This window comes from Wolbachia endosymbiont of Drosophila innubila (genome assembly GCF_021378375.1).
Lineage (GTDB): Bacteria > Pseudomonadota > Alphaproteobacteria > Rickettsiales > Anaplasmataceae > Wolbachia > Wolbachia pipientis.
The window spans coordinates 1,112,213-1,128,127 of record NZ_CP076228.1; the positions used below are offsets into that span (position 1 = coordinate 1,112,213).

Annotated in this window: 15 protein-coding genes, 2 tRNA genes and 4 pseudogenes; 14 read left to right on the forward strand and 7 right to left on the reverse strand. The window is 33.9% G+C overall.

Annotated elements, in window-relative coordinates; all coding sequences use genetic code 11:
* Window positions 1-124 precede the first annotated feature (124 nt).
* From J4T77_RS06030 to J4T77_RS06050, 5 genes are all read left to right on the forward strand, one after another.
* Window positions 125-295 carry a hypothetical protein gene (locus tag J4T77_RS06030; protein ID WP_007549057.1) on the forward strand — a complete coding sequence of 57 codons (171 nt, stop codon included), beginning with the start codon at window positions 125-127 and terminating at the stop codon, window positions 293-295.
* A complete protein-coding gene (locus tag J4T77_RS06035; RefSeq protein ID WP_190321456.1) occupies window positions 285-1,271 on the forward strand; it encodes a tyrosine recombinase in 987 nt (328 codons plus the stop codon). The genes J4T77_RS06030 and J4T77_RS06035 overlap by 11 nt, the downstream gene beginning before the upstream one ends.
* A gap of 55 nt (window positions 1,272-1,326) precedes the next feature.
* Entirely contained in the window at window positions 1,327-2,052 is a 726-nt protein-coding gene (locus J4T77_RS06040; protein ID WP_010963063.1) for a lysophospholipid acyltransferase family protein, read from the forward strand.
* A 51-nt stretch (window positions 2,053-2,103) separates the two neighbouring features.
* Window positions 2,104-2,373, forward strand: a complete 270-nt coding sequence (gene rpsT, locus J4T77_RS06045; protein ID WP_010081981.1) for a 30S ribosomal protein S20 — start codon at window positions 2,104-2,106, stop codon at window positions 2,371-2,373.
* 80 nt (window positions 2,374-2,453) lie between these two features.
* Entirely contained in the window at window positions 2,454-3,704 is a 1,251-nt protein-coding gene (locus tag J4T77_RS06050) for a citrate synthase (RefSeq protein WP_010081982.1), read from the forward strand.
* Window positions 3,705-3,720: 16 nt separating this feature from the next.
* Here the strand turns inward: J4T77_RS06050 and J4T77_RS06055 are convergent, their stop codons facing one another.
* From J4T77_RS06055 to J4T77_RS06065, 3 genes and pseudogenes are all read right to left on the reverse strand, one after another.
* Window positions 3,721-3,894 carry a hypothetical protein gene (locus J4T77_RS06055; protein WP_179943778.1) on the reverse strand — a complete coding sequence of 58 codons (174 nt, stop codon included), beginning with the start codon at window positions 3,892-3,894 and terminating at the stop codon, window positions 3,721-3,723.
* Window positions 3,894-4,078: pseudogene (locus J4T77_RS06060) on the reverse strand (IS4-like element ISWosp8 family transposase); the annotation flags it as partial. The pseudogene J4T77_RS06060 and the gene J4T77_RS06055, both read right to left, overlap by 1 nt.
* 137 nt (window positions 4,079-4,215) lie before the next feature.
* Window positions 4,216-5,174 (reverse strand): annotated as a pseudogene (locus J4T77_RS06065) (transposase); the annotation flags it as partial.
* A 154-nt stretch (window positions 5,175-5,328) separates the two neighbouring features.
* Between J4T77_RS06065 and J4T77_RS07080 the strand changes: the two are divergent.
* The 4 genes from J4T77_RS07080 to J4T77_RS06080 all read left to right on the forward strand — a co-directional run bounded on the left by J4T77_RS07080 (window position 5,329) and on the right by J4T77_RS06080 (window position 7,812).
* Window positions 5,329-5,463 carry a hypothetical protein gene (locus J4T77_RS07080; RefSeq protein WP_255324782.1) on the forward strand — a complete coding sequence of 45 codons (135 nt, stop codon included), beginning with the start codon at window positions 5,329-5,331 and terminating at the stop codon, window positions 5,461-5,463.
* A gap of 32 nt (window positions 5,464-5,495) precedes the next feature.
* Entirely contained in the window at window positions 5,496-5,711 is a 216-nt protein-coding gene (locus tag J4T77_RS06070; protein ID WP_233641024.1) for a hypothetical protein, read from the forward strand.
* Window positions 5,712-5,875: 164 nt separating this feature from the next.
* The gene (locus J4T77_RS06075; protein WP_010963066.1) at window positions 5,876-6,178 is read left to right on the forward strand and encodes a hypothetical protein; all 303 of its coding nucleotides are present in this window, start codon (window positions 5,876-5,878) and stop codon (window positions 6,176-6,178) included.
* Between the two features lie 107 nt (window positions 6,179-6,285).
* Window positions 6,286-7,812, forward strand: a complete 1,527-nt coding sequence (locus tag J4T77_RS06080; RefSeq protein ID WP_015589410.1) for an acyl-CoA carboxylase subunit beta — start codon at window positions 6,286-6,288, stop codon at window positions 7,810-7,812.
* Between the two features lie 53 nt (window positions 7,813-7,865).
* On the opposite strand, the gene J4T77_RS06085 is transcribed toward J4T77_RS06080, so the two are convergent.
* Window positions 7,866-7,938: transfer RNA gene (locus tag J4T77_RS06085), tRNA-Thr, on the reverse strand.
* A 247-nt stretch (window positions 7,939-8,185) separates the two neighbouring features.
* On the opposite strand from J4T77_RS06085, the gene mutM reads away from it, so the two are divergent.
* Window positions 8,186-9,001: a bifunctional DNA-formamidopyrimidine glycosylase/DNA-(apurinic or apyrimidinic site) lyase gene (mutM, locus tag J4T77_RS06090; RefSeq protein WP_010963068.1), complete on the forward strand. Its 816-nt coding sequence runs from the start codon at window positions 8,186-8,188 to the stop codon at window positions 8,999-9,001.
* 16 nt (window positions 9,002-9,017) lie between these two features.
* Window positions 9,018-9,611: a pyridoxamine 5'-phosphate oxidase gene (gene pdxH / locus J4T77_RS06095; protein WP_151807635.1), complete on the forward strand. Its 594-nt coding sequence runs from the start codon at window positions 9,018-9,020 to the stop codon at window positions 9,609-9,611.
* Window positions 9,612-9,614: 3 nt separating this feature from the next.
* Here the strand turns inward: pdxH and J4T77_RS06100 are convergent.
* A tRNA-Met gene (locus J4T77_RS06100) sits at window positions 9,615-9,691 on the reverse strand.
* Between the two features lie 62 nt (window positions 9,692-9,753).
* Here J4T77_RS06100 and J4T77_RS07310 point away from each other — a divergent pair.
* The 3 genes and pseudogenes from J4T77_RS07310 to J4T77_RS06115 all read left to right on the forward strand — a co-directional run bounded on the left by J4T77_RS07310 (window position 9,754) and on the right by J4T77_RS06115 (window position 14,630).
* A pseudogene (locus J4T77_RS07310) lies at window positions 9,754-11,936 on the forward strand (ComEC/Rec2 family competence protein).
* Between the two features lie 61 nt (window positions 11,937-11,997).
* The gene (locus J4T77_RS06110; protein WP_190321459.1) at window positions 11,998-13,695 is read left to right on the forward strand and encodes a hypothetical protein; all 1,698 of its coding nucleotides are present in this window, start codon (window positions 11,998-12,000) and stop codon (window positions 13,693-13,695) included.
* Window positions 13,686-14,630, forward strand: coding sequence for an RluA family pseudouridine synthase (locus J4T77_RS06115; protein WP_038227940.1), 945 nt, complete (start codon window positions 13,686-13,688; stop codon window positions 14,628-14,630). The genes J4T77_RS06110 and J4T77_RS06115 overlap by 10 nt, the downstream gene beginning before the upstream one ends.
* Before the next feature lie 11 nt (window positions 14,631-14,641).
* On the opposite strand, the gene J4T77_RS06120 is transcribed toward J4T77_RS06115, so the two are convergent.
* On the reverse strand, window positions 14,642-14,992 hold the full coding sequence (locus J4T77_RS06120) for a diacylglycerol kinase (RefSeq protein WP_007549043.1): 351 nt from the start codon (window positions 14,990-14,992) through the stop codon (window positions 14,642-14,644).
* 97 nt (window positions 14,993-15,089) lie between these two features.
* A pseudogene (locus tag J4T77_RS07655) lies at window positions 15,090-15,869 on the reverse strand (EndoU domain-containing protein).
* Window positions 15,870-15,915: the final 46 nt, after the last annotated feature.

Below are 15,915 nucleotides of genomic sequence, written 5' to 3' on the forward strand. Positions count from 1 at the left end.
TTAGAATTATAATCAATGTTATGTTATAATAAATATAGATAGATACAGCTAAGAAGTATTCTATATTTATAGTAGAGCTCACTTTATAAGGTGTTTTTTATAGATTTAACGTTATAATTTAACTATGATAAGAGTAAGATTAAATTTAAGAAAAAGGTTAAAGCAAAAGTTTGTGATGTTCACTCTATTGATAAATGCTTTATTTGTCTCATATTTTCTCATAAGAAACACAGGGAACACTTCTAATCAAATTATAGCCAAAGAAATAAATATAGGAACTGATAATGAAAAATAAACAGTCGCAAAATAAAAAAGAAAATCTTTACATAACATATTACATAGATGCTTTAGCTTCAGAGAGGTCCGCTGCACAAAATACTCTGGAAAGTTATCGTTCGGATTTACACCAGTTTGAAGAATTTTTATTGGAAAGCGGCACTACCTTGGTTGGTGTAAACAAAACCAATATTAAAGATTATGTGAAATCTTTATGTACACAAAAAAAATATAAAAGTAGCTCTATATCAAGAAAAATATCCGCTATGAAAAATTTTTACAAGTGTCTATTTAATGACGGAATAATAGATTTTAATCCAGCGCCGGCTAATGATGCTGAATTAAAGAATCCAAAAGTTTCTCGTCCTTTGCCTAAGTATTTAAGTGTCGAAGAAATATTTTTGCTAATGGACACAGTGAGAAAATCAGCAAGCGAATCGAATAAAGAGATAAGCAGTAAAAGGCTATGTGCGATTTTAGATATCCTTTACTCTTCTGGAATGCGTGTTTCTGAACTAATTAGTATGAAATTATGTGAAGTGTCACATTTAATAAACAGTAATAACAAAGAATGCTATATAATAATAAAAGGAAAAAGTGGTAGAGAGAGGCAAATTCTTTTTAATGAACAAGCATTGCAGAGCCTTAGAAATTATTTATCAGTTCGTGATAATCTGATCTCTAAAGAAAAGGAATCCGATTGGCTATTCCCAGGTGATAAACCTAATAAACCAATTACAAGGCAGAGGGTCGGTCAATTAATGAAGGAGTTGGCAAGAAAATGCAATATTGATGAAAATAAGATCTCTCCACACGCGGTTAGGCATTCTTTTGCTACCCATCTACTAAATAGCGGAGTAAATATTGTGTTGATACAGAAAGTTCTTGGCCATACTAACCTTTCTACAACACAAATATATACTCATATTGCTAACGAAAAGTTAAAGGACAAATTAGCTGATTCGCATCCTATTACTCAGATGATCAATAATTAAATTTATTGTTTTTAATTTGTAATAAAGTTAAATTTAAATAAATTTATGTGAGTTTGTGATTTCAAGTTTATTGTTTAATTTCTTTCTTATATTATGGGAGGTATTCTATACTTTCATTACTCTCCCTGTAATTTTCTTTTCTGAGTGTGTAATAACCATTTTCCTCGTCTGTTCGGTGAGAGTTGTATTATTCATGCTGCGTTTATTATGTGGCATTAAATATGAAGTGAGGGGAATGGAAAACATCCCTAAGCAACCTTTTATCATTGCATCTAAACACCAATCTCCATTTGAAACATTTATTTTTATACTACTATTTAGAAAAGCGGTTTTTATTTTAAAACGTGAATTGAAATGGATTCCATTCATTGGTTTGCATCTTATAGCGCTGAAAATGATTTTTATTAACCGTTCAGATGGTATCAGTTCTATACGCCATATAATCAAACTAGCAAAAATGCGTATAAAAGAAAATAGAAGCATAATAATATTTCCTGAAGGTACAAGAACAACTATAAACCAAAATATAAAATATCAACCAGGTATTGCTGCTTTATATAGCGTATTATCTGTTCCTGTGTTACCGGTTGCTTTAAACACTGGTTTGTTTTGGCCAAAAAGCATACTTTCTCTGAGAAAGAATCCCGGAAAGGCAGTAATAGAAATATTGCCCCCAATATATCCTGGGTTAAACAAAAATGAATTCTTGCAAAGTTTAGAAAAAATTATTGAAGAGAGAAGCAGTAGATTAACCATAGGAAAAACTGATATTGCAAATTAACAAAAAAACTTTATAATTAAAAGAAAAGTACAGTATTTTAGGTATTAATATATGGCAAATCATAAGAGTGCTAAAAAAATGATAAAGGTAATAGCAAAGCGCACTTTAATAAATAAGATGCGGAAAAGTAAAACTCGCACTGCTATTAGAAATTTGGTTGATATAATCAAGTCTGGCGACAAAGAAAATGTTGTTCTGGCATTTCGGAATGCTGAATCTAATTTACACAAGTGTGTGAATAAAGGTGTTATTCATAGGAATACCGCTGCGCGTAAAATAAGTCGCTTAAATGCAAAAGTAAAAGCATTGATGACCGCTTAATACGGTTAATGTAAAGTTAACTGTATTAATATATACTCCTCAGTTTGTATATTCTGTATAAAATTTAAGTAGCTTAAGTGATGGATAAAAAAGTGCTATTAGAACTAAGTAATGGATTAAAAATCGAGCTACCTGTATTAAGCGGAACAACAGGTCCTGATGTGTTAAATATCAAGGATTTATATAAGATGACAGGATTATTCACTTACGATCCAGGGTTTGTTTCTACAGCTTCATGCTCTTCTACAATTACATTCATTGATGGAGATGAAGGAGTTCTTAAATATAGGGGACATAATATAGCTGATTTGGCAGAGAATAATAATTTTACTGCTGTGATTTATTTATTGCTCTATGGTGAATTACCCAGTTCAGAGCAACACAAAAAATTTCTTCTCAAAATACAAGAATCATCCAAAGTATCAGAGCAAGTTACAAATGTAATTAAAGCATTTCCAAAAACTGCTCACCCTATGTCAATCTTAGTTGCATGTTTTGCAAGTTTGTCAGCATCTTATCATGAAAAGCATGGCAACAATGTCAATGGTGAAGACCTAGATTTTGGAATTTCTGCAATAGCGCAAGTTTCCACAATTATTGCAATGATTTATAGGCATATCAACAATCAGGAATTCATAAATGCTAACAATGAATTAAGTTACAGTGAAAATTTCTTAAAGATGATATTTGGCGATGCTGTTGATAATGATAAAAGCGCCCTTTTTGCAAAAGCTCTGGATAAAATATTTACTCTCCATGCTGATCATGAACAGAATGCTTCTACGGCGGCTGTCAGATTGGTGGGATCGGCTGGTTCTAATCTGTTTGCAAGCCTCTCTGCAGGAGTTGCTACACTTTGGGGACCAGCACATGGTGGAGCTAATGAGGCAGTTATAAATATGCTAAAAGAGATAGAGCAAAGTGGAGATATAGATAAATTCATCGAAAAAGCTAAAGATGATAAAGATCCATTTAAATTGATGGGATTTGGACATCGTGTTTATAAAAATTATGATCCGCGCGCGCGTATATTGGAAGGCGCTTGCCATGAGGTTCTAAGTAAACTAGAACAAAATAATGAACTGCTTAAAATTGCAAAAAAACTTGAAGAAATAGCTTTAAAGGATGAATATTTTATCGTGCGTAAGTTATATCCAAATGTTGATTTTTACTCAGGTATAATAATGAATGCTATTGATATCCCCTCAAATATGTTCACGCCTATTTTTGCACTTGCAAGAACCACTGGTTGGGTTACTCAGTGGTATGAAATGATAAATGATAAAGAAACTAAGATCTGTAGACCAAGGCAACTCTATTTTGGTAAATAAATTTATTTTCACTTCATTAGACTTCTTGCATAACCCAAACTAAGTAGAAAAAAGGTGTCATCCGAGTAGCTGACACTGGTTCCTTTACGACGGAAGTGTCCAGAGGTGTCATTCCAGTCTGGAATCCAGAAAAAAGGATGGTGTCATTCCGTATCCGTTCAGCCAATGGCGTCAACTTAAGAACTTTCATTAGCAAACTCTCCTAAAGACATGATGGCGTTTAGGCTTATCTACTTTATTGCGGCTGTCCCGGTCGGATTTTAACTTTAGCGCGTATACTTAAAAAGGGCTTGAAAGTTTTTTGGCGCAATAAGTACCTGATAGAGTTTCTGCCTCATTACACCAAATAAAACTGAAAAATTTAAACGATACTCATACCAATTCTCATTATTAGTGAATCAAATAAGCGATATTGTAGAGTTATTTAATTGTGGAGTGAGAAAGAAAGGCAATAGTATGGCTTTTTTTCCATTGTTATCTATCCGTTTATTGTGCAGTGGGAATTGGTATCAGTAATTTGATCTGGGTTCCAAGGCCCTTGTGCATCACACATATGAAGCGATAATATATTGCACATGACCAAGTTTGCCCAAAATTCTTGTAATACAGCCTCTCCAGAAAAATTCTCTAACTCTGCTCCTACTTTGAGTCGTTTATAGCACTCCTCTATGTGCCACCTTAACACATAAGCTTTGCTCCAAAGTCTCGGTCAAAAACTCTGTTTCTCAGTTGGCTAATGTCAGCACTATAACTCTTACTTTCTGTCCTTTCATTTTATTTTTAGCTTTTCATTTTCTAATATAAAATCAAAATCTAATTCGCCAGCGTTCCCATAGCTTACTATAATTTCTTTTTTGCAAGCGAAAAATAAAATCTACTTCCAAATTATAATGCTGCTGAATGAATTTTACTGAAGACGATCATAGATAAATAATAATTTCTCTTGATTTAATAAACGCATTTGAGTGATAACTTCGGGTAATTGCTCTGCCGCCAACGTTTGTTCACCTATATTCCAAGCTGCAAGACGAGCACTGCAAATCAATGAAGTACACAAATCAACAAACAAATTGCCAATGGTGCCTGTTGTTCCATTTGGTTCAAACTCGGATACAATTTCCCCAGAGCTGGGTAATCTCATACCAGAACCATCTGCTGCAATAAGTCTATAGCCTCTCAACTCAGGTTCATCCTGATAGGCTGTTTGGATGCTTAAATTCTTGAAAAAGCCTGTATGGCAAATCTTATACCTTGCTTTAGAAAAAGCTTGCTTTGAGGGTACATGTCAATGGCTCCATAAGTTCACATTCTATTCCCAAACTTTTTTTAACTAACTTTAAAATCATAGAAAATACTGTCGAAAAAGGAAGTTTTCTTGTTCGTGTAAAACTCAACACAATGGATTTTCTGAAAAGTTTTCGAGTATATTGCATTTTTAATTTGTAAGATAAGATCTTTTCCTTTTTGCATGCCTCACCTAAAAAAGACACATTTTAAACTTTTTTGTTGCAATAAAATAGAAACAAAAGTGCTGTCCCTTGCACTCTTTGGATAATTTAATGATAAAAAATTTGGAGAGAAATTTTATACACTATCGCTGATATTTTTCCTTAAGTTGACGCCATTGCCTGAACACTTACCTAATGATGAAGCTATCGAAAACATAGCAAAGAGACTTCAAAAATCTATAGACGATGCAAAAAAGCACAAGGTCATGTTTAGTGTTGATGTATTCCAAGGAGAAAAAAGTCATCAATAATAGATTATTCGATACTGATCTTATACCACCTCATGGAGCAAGATAAAAATGTTACTGAGACTGGAAAAGAAAAACTACGGCCTCTTATGTTAGAAATGTTTAATCTAGTTTCAACAGGCACTGATGTGAGCCAAGAAGTTCGGAGATTATTGCCAGAAGATATACTGAAAGAACGCGGCGAATATTTGTCACGTCTAAAACAAATTGTAAGTGATAGTATTGAAAATGACAAAAAAAAGGAATTGTAGTAGAAAGAGATAATAAATTTTATTATGTACAGTGTCCAGAAAAAAGTGTGATCACTCCTGCAAAATTTATGAACTCCCCGGAATTTAAGGACTTAGAATATGGTGCATTGCGAATAGGAGAAGGAGATAATCTAATCTGAATAAAAAGCTGGCAATATCATGATATGCAAGGCAAAGTAAAAATGACCTTTAGGGTAGGCGATGAAAAGATCGAAATGATTTTATCTTCTGAAAAAGCTGAAAGTTTTGGTAAAATAATGGTACATATGGATGACAAAAGTTGTGAAATCTTCTCAAAGTACCTAAAAGAGCTAGAAAAAGAACCTCGTATAAGCAAGGTTGTTGAAGCTGCTAAAAGTTTTGCACAAACGAAAAGCAGTGCAGTTAGTCCACCTCTTTCTAATATGAAAAGAGTTGACACATCGCAACATTTTCAAAGTAGTGACCATGAATCACCAGAGCATTAACAATTATCATACATACATTGTTGCATATAGCAATAGTGTATGTGTATAGTTAGTAGGGTTTGTAAACTTAATAAAGTCTACAACTAATTTGAAAACTACTTTATTGTATGCAAGACTTTAAAATACTAGAAAATCTAAAAACCAAAGCACTAGAAGCTGAAAAAGGAGGCGGTTCTGACAGGATTACCAAACAACATGAAAAAGGGAAATTAACTGCTAGAGAAAGGCTCAGTATATTGCTCGATGAAAGTTCTTTTGCAGAATACGATAAATTCGTAAAACATCATGCAAATGATTTTGGCATGCAAAATGCTAATTTTTTAGGTGATGGGGTAGTGATTGGTCATGGTACTATTTATGGCAGAAAAGTTTTTGTTTATTCTCAGGATTTTACTGTCTTTGGTGGTTCACTTGGTGCGTCACATGCAAAAAAAATATGCAAAATTATGGATATGGCAATTAATGCCAGAGTTCCAATTATCGGACTAAATGATTCTGGTGGAGCCAGAATTCAGGAAGGAGTAAATTCTCTTGCTGGTTATGGAGAAATTTTTCAAAGAAACGTAAATGCATCGGGTGTTATACCACAAATTTCTTTAATTATGGGCCCATGTGCAGGAGGTGCAGTTTATTCCCCAGCATTAACTGACTTTACTTTCATGGTGAAAAACAGTTCATATATGTTTATAACCGGGCCAGATGTAGTAAAAAAGGTTACCTACGAAGATGTAAGTTTCGAAGACCTCGGTGGAGCAAAAATTCATACAAGCAAAACAGGAGTAGCGGATTTTGCATTCAATAATGATGTTGAAATGCTGCTAAAAATGCGTGAATTCTTTACTTTCTTACCAGCAAATAATCAAGAATCACCAAAATCTGCACCAATCTGTAATGATGTTGACGACATTGATGAATCCTTAAACACTCTAATTCCTACCAATCCTAATACTCCTTATGATATGTATGAACTCATTGAAAAAGTTTGTGATGAAAGGAATTTCTTTGAACTGAAACCTGATTTTGCTCGTAATATCATAACTGGTTTTGGTAGAATTGGAGGAAATACTGTCGGTATTGTTGCAAATCAACCTATGCACCTTGCAGGATGTTTGGATATTGATTCTTCAAGAAAAGCTGCGAGGTTTGTAAGGTTTTGTGACGCATTTAACATTCCGATCATCACACTTATTGATGTTCCAGGATTTTTGCCGGGTACAAATCAAGAATACAATAATATAATACAACACGGAGCGAAACTGCTTTACGCTTACGCTGAAGCGACCGTGCCGAAAATTAGCCTTATCACTAGAAAAGCGTATGGTGGTGCATACATTGTTATGAATTCGAAACATCTAAAAGGTGATATAAATTATGCCTGGCCAACTGCTGAAATAGCTGTGATGGGCCCTGAAAGTGCAGTTGAGATTATATTTCGACACGAAAAAGATCAGCAAACGTTAATTAAAGAATATAAAGAAAAATTTGCTAACCCATTTTTTGCTGCATCATATGGATACATTGATGACATTATAGTGCCAAGTAAAACAAGGTATCACTTTTGTAAAGCATTAGAGCTACTCAAAAACAAGAAGGTAGAAAGGATATGGAAAAAGCATGACAACTTACCTCTGTAACTTTCTTCTAAGCCTTGCTTACAAGTTATGCAATATTATAAGTATAATCAGTGTGCCGTTACCAAGACTCGAACTTGGGACCTCGTCATTACCAATGACGTACTCTACCACCTGAGCTACAACGGCAAGTTTATATATTATGATAATGAATAACACAAAAAAGAATAAGGAAAAAGAAGAGGAGAAAAAAAGATTAGCGAAAGCTTTAAAGCAAAATATTTTGAAAAGAAAAAAGCAGCAACAGAGTAGACAGAGAACCCTTTCAAAACTCGTTTGTGGTGAGGAATTTTTAGGAGAAAGCACCGCAGAATACTCGAATGTATTTGAGAACGACAAAATTACCATCAGAAACTTAAGTTTTGAAGGAGGTATCATGCCAGAACTACCGGAAGTGGAAGTAATCTCTAATTTTTTGCTTGATAAAATTAAAAACAAGCAAATCAGTAATGTTATAGTGAATAATTGGAATTTACGTGCCCCAATAACAAAAAATATTGATGATATGCTAAAGGGCAAAGTCATACGCAACATCAAGCGTAGAGGTAAGTATACCATCTGGAATACAGATGGTAGTGTGGCTGTAATCATACATCTTGGCATGAGCGGAAAGCTTATATATGCTGACCACGATCAAATGCGGAATAAGCATGATCACGTGGTATTTTTATTTTCTGACAATACTTCAATAATTTTTAATGACCCAAGAAGATTTGGATTAGTTATCGTTTTAAATAAAGAACAAGAAACGGATTTTTTTAGCGATTTTGGAATAGAGCCCCTCACGGATGAATTCAGTGGAGACTATTTACAGGAGTTGCTGAAAAACAAAAAAGTGAATATCAAATCAGCGTTAATGGACAATAAATCAATAGTTGGCGTAGGCAACATATATGCTTCTGAGAGCTTGTTTAGAGCCCGTATATCACCACTCAGGTCAGCAAAAAACTTGACCTATAGAGAGTGCGAAAAACTTGCTGCTGAAATAAAAAATACTCTGAGTGATGCAATTGCTGCAGGTGGTTCAACACTGAAAGATTATGCACAGCCATCTGGATCTGCTGGATACTTTCAAAATAACTTTTACGTATATGGTAAAGTTCAAAAACCTTGCAAGATTTGCAATAATATCATAACACTTATACGACAAAATGGCCGTAGCACTTATTTTTGCAACGCGTGCCAGAATTAAGATTTTATTTTTTGATATGATATTTTCACTTGAAAAAGATCCATTTGATTTGTTTTCAAAGTGGTACAAAGCAGTACTTAATTCTCCGTGTGAACAACCAGCTGCAATGACGCTAGCAACTTGTAGCAAAGACTGTATTCCATCTGCAAGAGTGGTATTACTAAAGGAATATAGCAAAGAAGGTTTTGTGTTTTTCACTAACGTAAACAGTAAAAAAGGGAAAGAATTGACTGAGAACCCCAAAGCTGCGTTAGTGTTTCATTGGATAGAATTTGCTAGGCAAGTGCGAATTGAAGGAGAGGTTAAACTTCTAAACGATGAAAGAACTGACAAATACTTCTCTTCTCGAGCGCTGGGTAGTCAAATTAGCGCATGGTGCTCAAAACAATCGAGCATTCTGAAAGATTGGCAAGATTTTGAGCAAGCTATAAAATTGAAGGAAAAAGAATTTCACAATACACAAGTTTCTCGTCCTGATTTTTGGGTGGGATTTTGCGTAATCCCAAAAGTAATTGAATTTTGGCAAGAAGGTGAATATAGGAAGCATATTAGATTTAGATACACTCTTGTTGAGGGAAGCGATTGGAAAGTGGAACAACTATATCCTTAAAAATGGTTGCGGGAGTAGGATTTGAACCTACGACCTTCAGGTTATGAGCCTGACGAGCTACCGAGCTGCTCCATCCCGCGTCGTTGCTTATTTAGTTATTATATATACAAATAATGAAAAAAGAAAAATAAAATTTCACCACATGCAAATATCGACACACTTATTAACTTTTCTTGACATAATAGTTAGTTATATACGTAACAATCTGCGCAATGAACAATATAACTTGATACTGTGGTTTCCTGTTCTTCAGTGTGCAGGAATTTTAACATATTTTTCCCTAAGTTTTGAACCAAGCTGCATATCTATTTTTCTTTTGCTTTTACCCACACTAATTTTGATTGCAATATTATACAGAAAGTACGCAATATTATGCATTGCTTTAATTGCAGTGCTCATAGGATTTACAGCCAGTAAATTAAGAACAGCTTTAGTTGATACTCAAATTCTTGATAAAGAGAGGTATGTAAAAAATATCGTTGCCACAGTGAAGGATATTAACGACAGGGGCTCATATAAACAATTTCTGCTTTCTGTTGAAAAATCCCCTACTATCTCAAAATCCTCTCCTGTCATCCCAGCGCCCCCTTTTGTCATCCCAGTGCCCCCTTTTGTCATCCCAGTACTTGATACTGGGATCCAGAAAAAAAAGATATGGATTCCAGCGTCACGCGCTGGAATGACACCGGATAGAGCTCTAGATAACATCAGAATATCAGTTAGAACCAAAGTGGAAAAAGGCATTAAAACAGGCGATCAAGTAAAATTATCAGCAAAACTCTTCCCTCTAAAGATTGCACCTTCGGAGTATGCATACGATTTTGCAAGAATAGCATATTACCAGAAAATAAGTGCAACAGGTTTTGCAACAAGCAAAATAGCCCTACACAAAAAGGCTGAAGCAAGGCAATTTCTAGAGTATATAGAATCTTTCCGTCAATACATTTATGAAAACCTGCAGCAAAATATCAAAAAACCACATGCGGATATAATCTCTGCATTACTGATCGGTAAAAAAGATGGCATAGATCAAAAAACTATGGACGCGATACGAGATTCAGGTATAGCACATTTGTTTGCCATATCTGGTTTGCATTTATCATTTGTTGCTGGTCTGTTTTTTGTAGTGTTTCGTAATTTATTCGCAATATCTGAAACTTTGACTCTTAAGTATAACACCAAGAAAATATCTGCATTCCTTACTATCTTGCCAACCACGTTTTATTTATTGATTATCGGTATGCAAATTTCTGCTCAGCGTGCCTACATTATGGTGATTTAGTACTCGTTGCAATAATGATAGAGAGAAAGTATCGAGGGTTAATAGCAATTGCGTTTGCTGCTTCAGTGATACTCTCAGTAGAACCAGAAGCAATTTTAAAGCCTGGCTTTCAGATGTCATTTTTTGCTGTTTTGGCACTGGTTGCCAGTTATCAAATTAATGCTAATAAGTTGTTCAAAATAAAAATAATGAAATATTTTGTGTCGATAATGATCAGCTCAGTAATAGCAAGTTTAGCAACTGTTCCGTATACGATATATAATTTTAATTATTTTTCAATTAGTGGCATTATCACAAATTTAGTTGCTATACCAATAGTTACATTAATTATTATTCCACTTGGAATAATCTATGTTTTGTTGATTCCTTTGGGTGTTGAATGGATTATAGCGCCATTTATAGAGCGCCCAATTGACAGCATTTTGTATATAACAAATGCAATCGCTAGTCTTCAGTATTTGGTTATTCCCATTCGTACTTTTCCTGCCTCATCAATTATTATAATAACATTTGGGTTATTGTGGCTGTGCTTGTGGGAAAGAAATTGGCGTTTCTTCGGAATTTTCTTTATTGTGCTGGGTATTTTCTCTAGTGCTATGTATAGAACTCCTGATATCTTGATAAATGCTGATAATGTTGCTGCAAAGGAGAGTGATAACTTACTATATTCTCTCACCAGAAAAAATAGGAACTTTGTTGTCAAAACATGGGCGAAGCAAAATGGGCAGAACCAAATTTTGAATCATAAAAAATACAATAACTCAGATAAAAGGCTAAAGTGTAACGATTATGGCTGCATATATAATAAAGGAAATAATAAATTAGTGCTGCTAGCTTATAAAAAAGAAGATATTTCAGAAAATTGTGATAAAGTTGATTTAACAATTCAATTAAGTGAATTCGACTATTCAGCTTGCAACGCTAAAATTATTAAACATGCTGATCTAGAAACGTATGGCACACATTCTGTTTGGTTAACAAATCGTTACGTAAAGATTAATACAGTGCGCTCCAATAGGCCTTGGCACATGTTGAAAAATTAAGAAACTTGATTTTAAGGTTTGGTTAACGTATACCTAAATAAGTTTAAACTAGAAAAATGTTATGGTTACAGACACTCAAGATCCTTTCAAAGACTATTTTGATTTTTTAGGATTTAGAAAACTTTCTGACCAGCCCAGTAGAATTTTGAGCTCTATAAGAAAGTATTCTGGTACTATATCGATAGCAAGTACCATTGCTACTCTTATAGCATTTACTGCCTTTTCTATTCAGCCTGTTACAGTAAGTATTGCTGGGTTTGCGTTCACGCCAGCACCTCTTGCCTTTATTCCTCTTATAGTTCTCTTATTTACTGCTGTTATAAACTTTATAAATACACAAAAAATAAAAGAGAATGAAATAGATAAAAAAATAGGAAACTATCAAGTTGATGAACAGTACAGCCAGATTGCTCAAGAAGCTAAAAAAATTGAAATTGTAACAAATTTAGATAAAAAGGGGGAAAAGCTTTCAATAGTTTTACCAATTTCTAAGACGCAGAGAGAAATACTAGAAGATATAGAAGCAGAAAATAGAAATAGGATTCTCTTGTTTACTGGATCATATGTATTTGGTACTACTATAGTAGTTTCAGCAATATCACAATCCATTAATGCTCCAATAATATTAATAGCTTTATTAGTCGCTATTCTTTTATGCATCATATCAACACTTAGCAATCTAATAAGTAATAGCGTGGATCATGAAAATCATACTATTAGAAAACACAGTTCTTTAGGTCTTCTATTTCCATACTGGTCTGGAAAGGGCATGGTTGTATCAGTAGTAGAAAATAAGCTTGGTAAAAGGGAAAATGAACTAATATCTCTAATGAAAAAACTACTTAGTCCGCTTTGCAACTCATTTGACAGTAACCTTAAAAAAGCTTGCGATTTACTTGATAATAGTCTTTTAAAGCCTGCAAATATTAACATTAAAGAAACGCTTGATCACCTAAAAAAAATCAGAGAAGACATCAAAAAAGATTTAGATTGGCTACATGCAGAAATTTCAGAAGTTTTAAACAACACTAAAGAATTGACAAAAAAAGCACATTCACTAGATATTGAAGGTACTTTTTCTAGGTTAGAGAATGCTATTAAAATTGCTGAAGATAAAATTGAACGATTTGAACCAAGCCGCTTTGTAGGCTGGCTTCAATCAACTACGCAGTCTAATAATAACGAGTTCCTTAGCATGCTAAAAAAGTTAAAAGAGGATACAGAAGAGGAAAAAACGGAATTGAAGGAGCAATTAAACGTAGTAAGGAATGAATTAGAAGAAATAAAAAAGAAGCAAGCTCAACCAAGTACGCCTGATTTAGAAGCTAACAATGGAAATAATACTAATAAATTATTAGTATTAGAAAATAAAGTCAAAGAACTACGTGACACAGTTAGAAAGTTAGAGCTGGAAGCAGAACAAAATAAGCTGCAGCAAAAGAAGGAAAAGTTAGAGCAAAAAAAATCTGAACAAGAAAAAACAGATGAATGGAAAGAAAAAATCAACGGCAAACCAAGTGAATTCTTATATTATTTATTAGAATCTATTAAGCTGGAAGAAAAAGATAATAAAGAAAAAAAGGTTGAGGCAACATTACGAGATTTTGATAATAAAGTTACAATCTACTGGAAAGATGGCTCTCAAACAATTTGCCATATTAAAAAACAAGGTGATCTGCAAATTGAGTCTAGTGCAACAATGTTTACAGACCCAAATGTTCAAGCAGCATGGGAAATGGCGCGGGGTAAATCACTATAGATTACTCAATAATAACCTTAAGTGTTAATAATGATAAAGAGAAATTAAGGTTAGACACCTATATAGCTGAAAAATGCAACATATCACGCAGCAAAGCGCAAAGATTGATACAAAATGAGCAGGTGAAATTACTTGGCACACCGATAATTAATAATGACTACATAGTAAAACCAGATGAAGAATATGTGGTGCATCTCGTTCAACCTGACATATCCACATCAATTGAGCCTAATTATGACATAAAACTTAATATCGTCTATGAAGATGAGGACATTATAGTTCTGAGTAAACAAAGTGGATTAACAGTGCACCCAGGTGCTGGGACAAACAATGATACGCTTTTGAACGCAGTTATCGCTCACCTTAATGTAAGACCAGGAATTGTTCATAGACTCGATAAAGATACTAGTGGGCTAATGGTAATTGCAAAAAATGAAGCAGCCCATAGTTTTTTGTCTGAATTGTTATCGAATCGCAAAATAAAGCGGGAATACTTAGCAGTAGTTTGGGGAACATTATCTTCTCAGCAAGGCACGATAAAAACTAACATTGCTCCCAAACGCGGTAATAAAGAAATGATGTGTGTAACAAAAATCACAGGCAAATTAGCAATCACTCACTATTTAGTGCAAAAAGTTATAGGACAAGTAAGCCTCGTTAAATGCACTTTAGAGACAGGCAGAACACACCAAATTCGAGTCCACATGAGCCACATAGGACATTCCATAGTTGGTGATCAAGTTTATGGAAAAAATAGTAGTAAAAGCACAAAATATGCTAAAAACTCTAGTTTCATTCGTAATTTCAATAGACAAGCACTACATGCTTATACACTGGGCTTATACCACCCAAAAAGTAAGGAATACATGGAATTTGTCTCTGATTTACCGCAAGATATAAAAACTTTAATTGGTGAGTTTGACAACATATCTTAATAACATTCGTATTAACCTATCAATATTATCATCCATGTTATCAGGAAGTTAATTAATGAAAGAAAAACTGCTGCACTACCTAGATCTTTCACCTTTTTTGAAAGTATGTGTTGTTCACTGGAAATACGCTCAATTGTCGTTTCAAAAGCAGTGTTAACAATTTCCACAATTAACACCAGGAATAGGCTGCTTATCATTACTGCACGTTCTAGATTACTTACATCCAAAACAAACAAAATTGAGACACATACTATAAAAAGCAGTAACTCCTGTCTGAACGCAATTTCTGATATAAAAGCTGATTTTATTCCTTCACAAGAGTATTGAATTGCTTTTATTAGACGAATAATGCCCTTCTTCATTATTATTCACAAAACCCTTTAATCAAAATTTTAACTCATTTAGATTTGCTACACCCTATAGCATTTTTATCATTTGTTCACCCTATTGGTTTTGAAATTAAGATTTACCGCAACTACAATAAGTACTCTTATCATCACATTTTGGTGTTAAGTCAGGATAGAACGTGAGTATAGCATCATTCTTTCTTACAAACACTGATTGATAATTGTCATCTTCCATTTCATATAGACACATTCCATCTTTTCCTAATTCCTTAAACGCCTTAGTTGCAGAAATTATCGGCATGAAGGTTATATGTGTATCCATTTGGGCATTTAACTTTCACTTCCCCATCCTTACCCAAATATTTCATTCCAAATGTATAAACCGGCGGCTTAATATCTGATTCATTGCACAGGATTCCAACTGCCCATTTATCCTCTTGAGCTTCAACATATCTACCTACAAAATGCATACCACCTAATTTATCGTTTGGCTCACCACAAAAAATATGTCCAAACCCTATAGTTTCTTTTTCACTTCCACTATTTGTAAACCAAATGTTAGCCAGTTCATCTTTAAGTAACTCCAAATCCGCATCTGGCGTAATCACTTATATATTCCTTTCACTACTTCTTGATGCTGCGGACAACTAAGTAAAATTTTGAAATCTTCTTTATCTGGATGTGCTCCCCAATCTCCACAAACTTTCAACACTCCTCTATCGAAGTCAGTTAATTCTGAAACGGTGGCTGGTTGTGAACTGAAAAATGGTTCAAAATTGACTTCAACATTTTCTTCTACATAGCCGGTGTGAAAATAATGATCCTTAATATAAAAAATAAATCCTATTATTGGTATTATTAAACACAAAATTAGTTTAACTGTCTTCGACATAATCACGTTCACAAAAAAGCTAGCCTATAAGAAATAATTTAAAAAA

What these genes read in the sequence shown, in the direction of transcription:
- J4T77_RS06030 (WP_007549057.1), top strand. Translation starts at nt 125, where the DNA reads ATGATAAGAGTAAGATTAAATTTAAGAAAAAGGTTAAAGCAAAAGTTT.
- J4T77_RS06035 (WP_190321456.1), top strand. Translation starts at nt 285, where the DNA reads ATGAAAAATAAACAGTCGCAAAATAAAAAAGAAAATCTTTACATAACA.
- rpsT (WP_010081981.1), top strand. Translation starts at nt 2,104, where the DNA reads ATGGCAAATCATAAGAGTGCTAAAAAAATGATAAAGGTAATAGCAAAG.
- J4T77_RS06050 (WP_010081982.1), top strand. Translation starts at nt 2,454, where the DNA reads ATGGATAAAAAAGTGCTATTAGAACTAAGTAATGGATTAAAAATCGAG.
- J4T77_RS06055 (WP_179943778.1), bottom strand. Translation starts at nt 3,894, where the DNA reads ATGAAAGTTCTTAAGTTGACGCCATTGGCTGAACGGATACGGAATGAC.
- J4T77_RS06070 (WP_233641024.1), top strand. Translation starts at nt 5,496, where the DNA reads ATGGAGCAAGATAAAAATGTTACTGAGACTGGAAAAGAAAAACTACGG.
- J4T77_RS06075 (WP_010963066.1), top strand. Translation starts at nt 5,876, where the DNA reads ATGCAAGGCAAAGTAAAAATGACCTTTAGGGTAGGCGATGAAAAGATC.
- J4T77_RS06080 (WP_015589410.1), top strand. Translation starts at nt 6,286, where the DNA reads ATGCAAGACTTTAAAATACTAGAAAATCTAAAAACCAAAGCACTAGAA.
- mutM (WP_010963068.1), top strand. Translation starts at nt 8,186, where the DNA reads ATGCCAGAACTACCGGAAGTGGAAGTAATCTCTAATTTTTTGCTTGAT.
- pdxH (WP_151807635.1), top strand. Translation starts at nt 9,018, where the DNA reads ATGATATTTTCACTTGAAAAAGATCCATTTGATTTGTTTTCAAAGTGG.
- J4T77_RS06110 (WP_190321459.1), top strand. Translation starts at nt 11,998, where the DNA reads ATGGTTACAGACACTCAAGATCCTTTCAAAGACTATTTTGATTTTTTA.
- J4T77_RS06120 (WP_007549043.1), bottom strand. Translation starts at nt 14,992, where the DNA reads ATGAAGAAGGGCATTATTCGTCTAATAAAAGCAATTCAATACTCTTGT.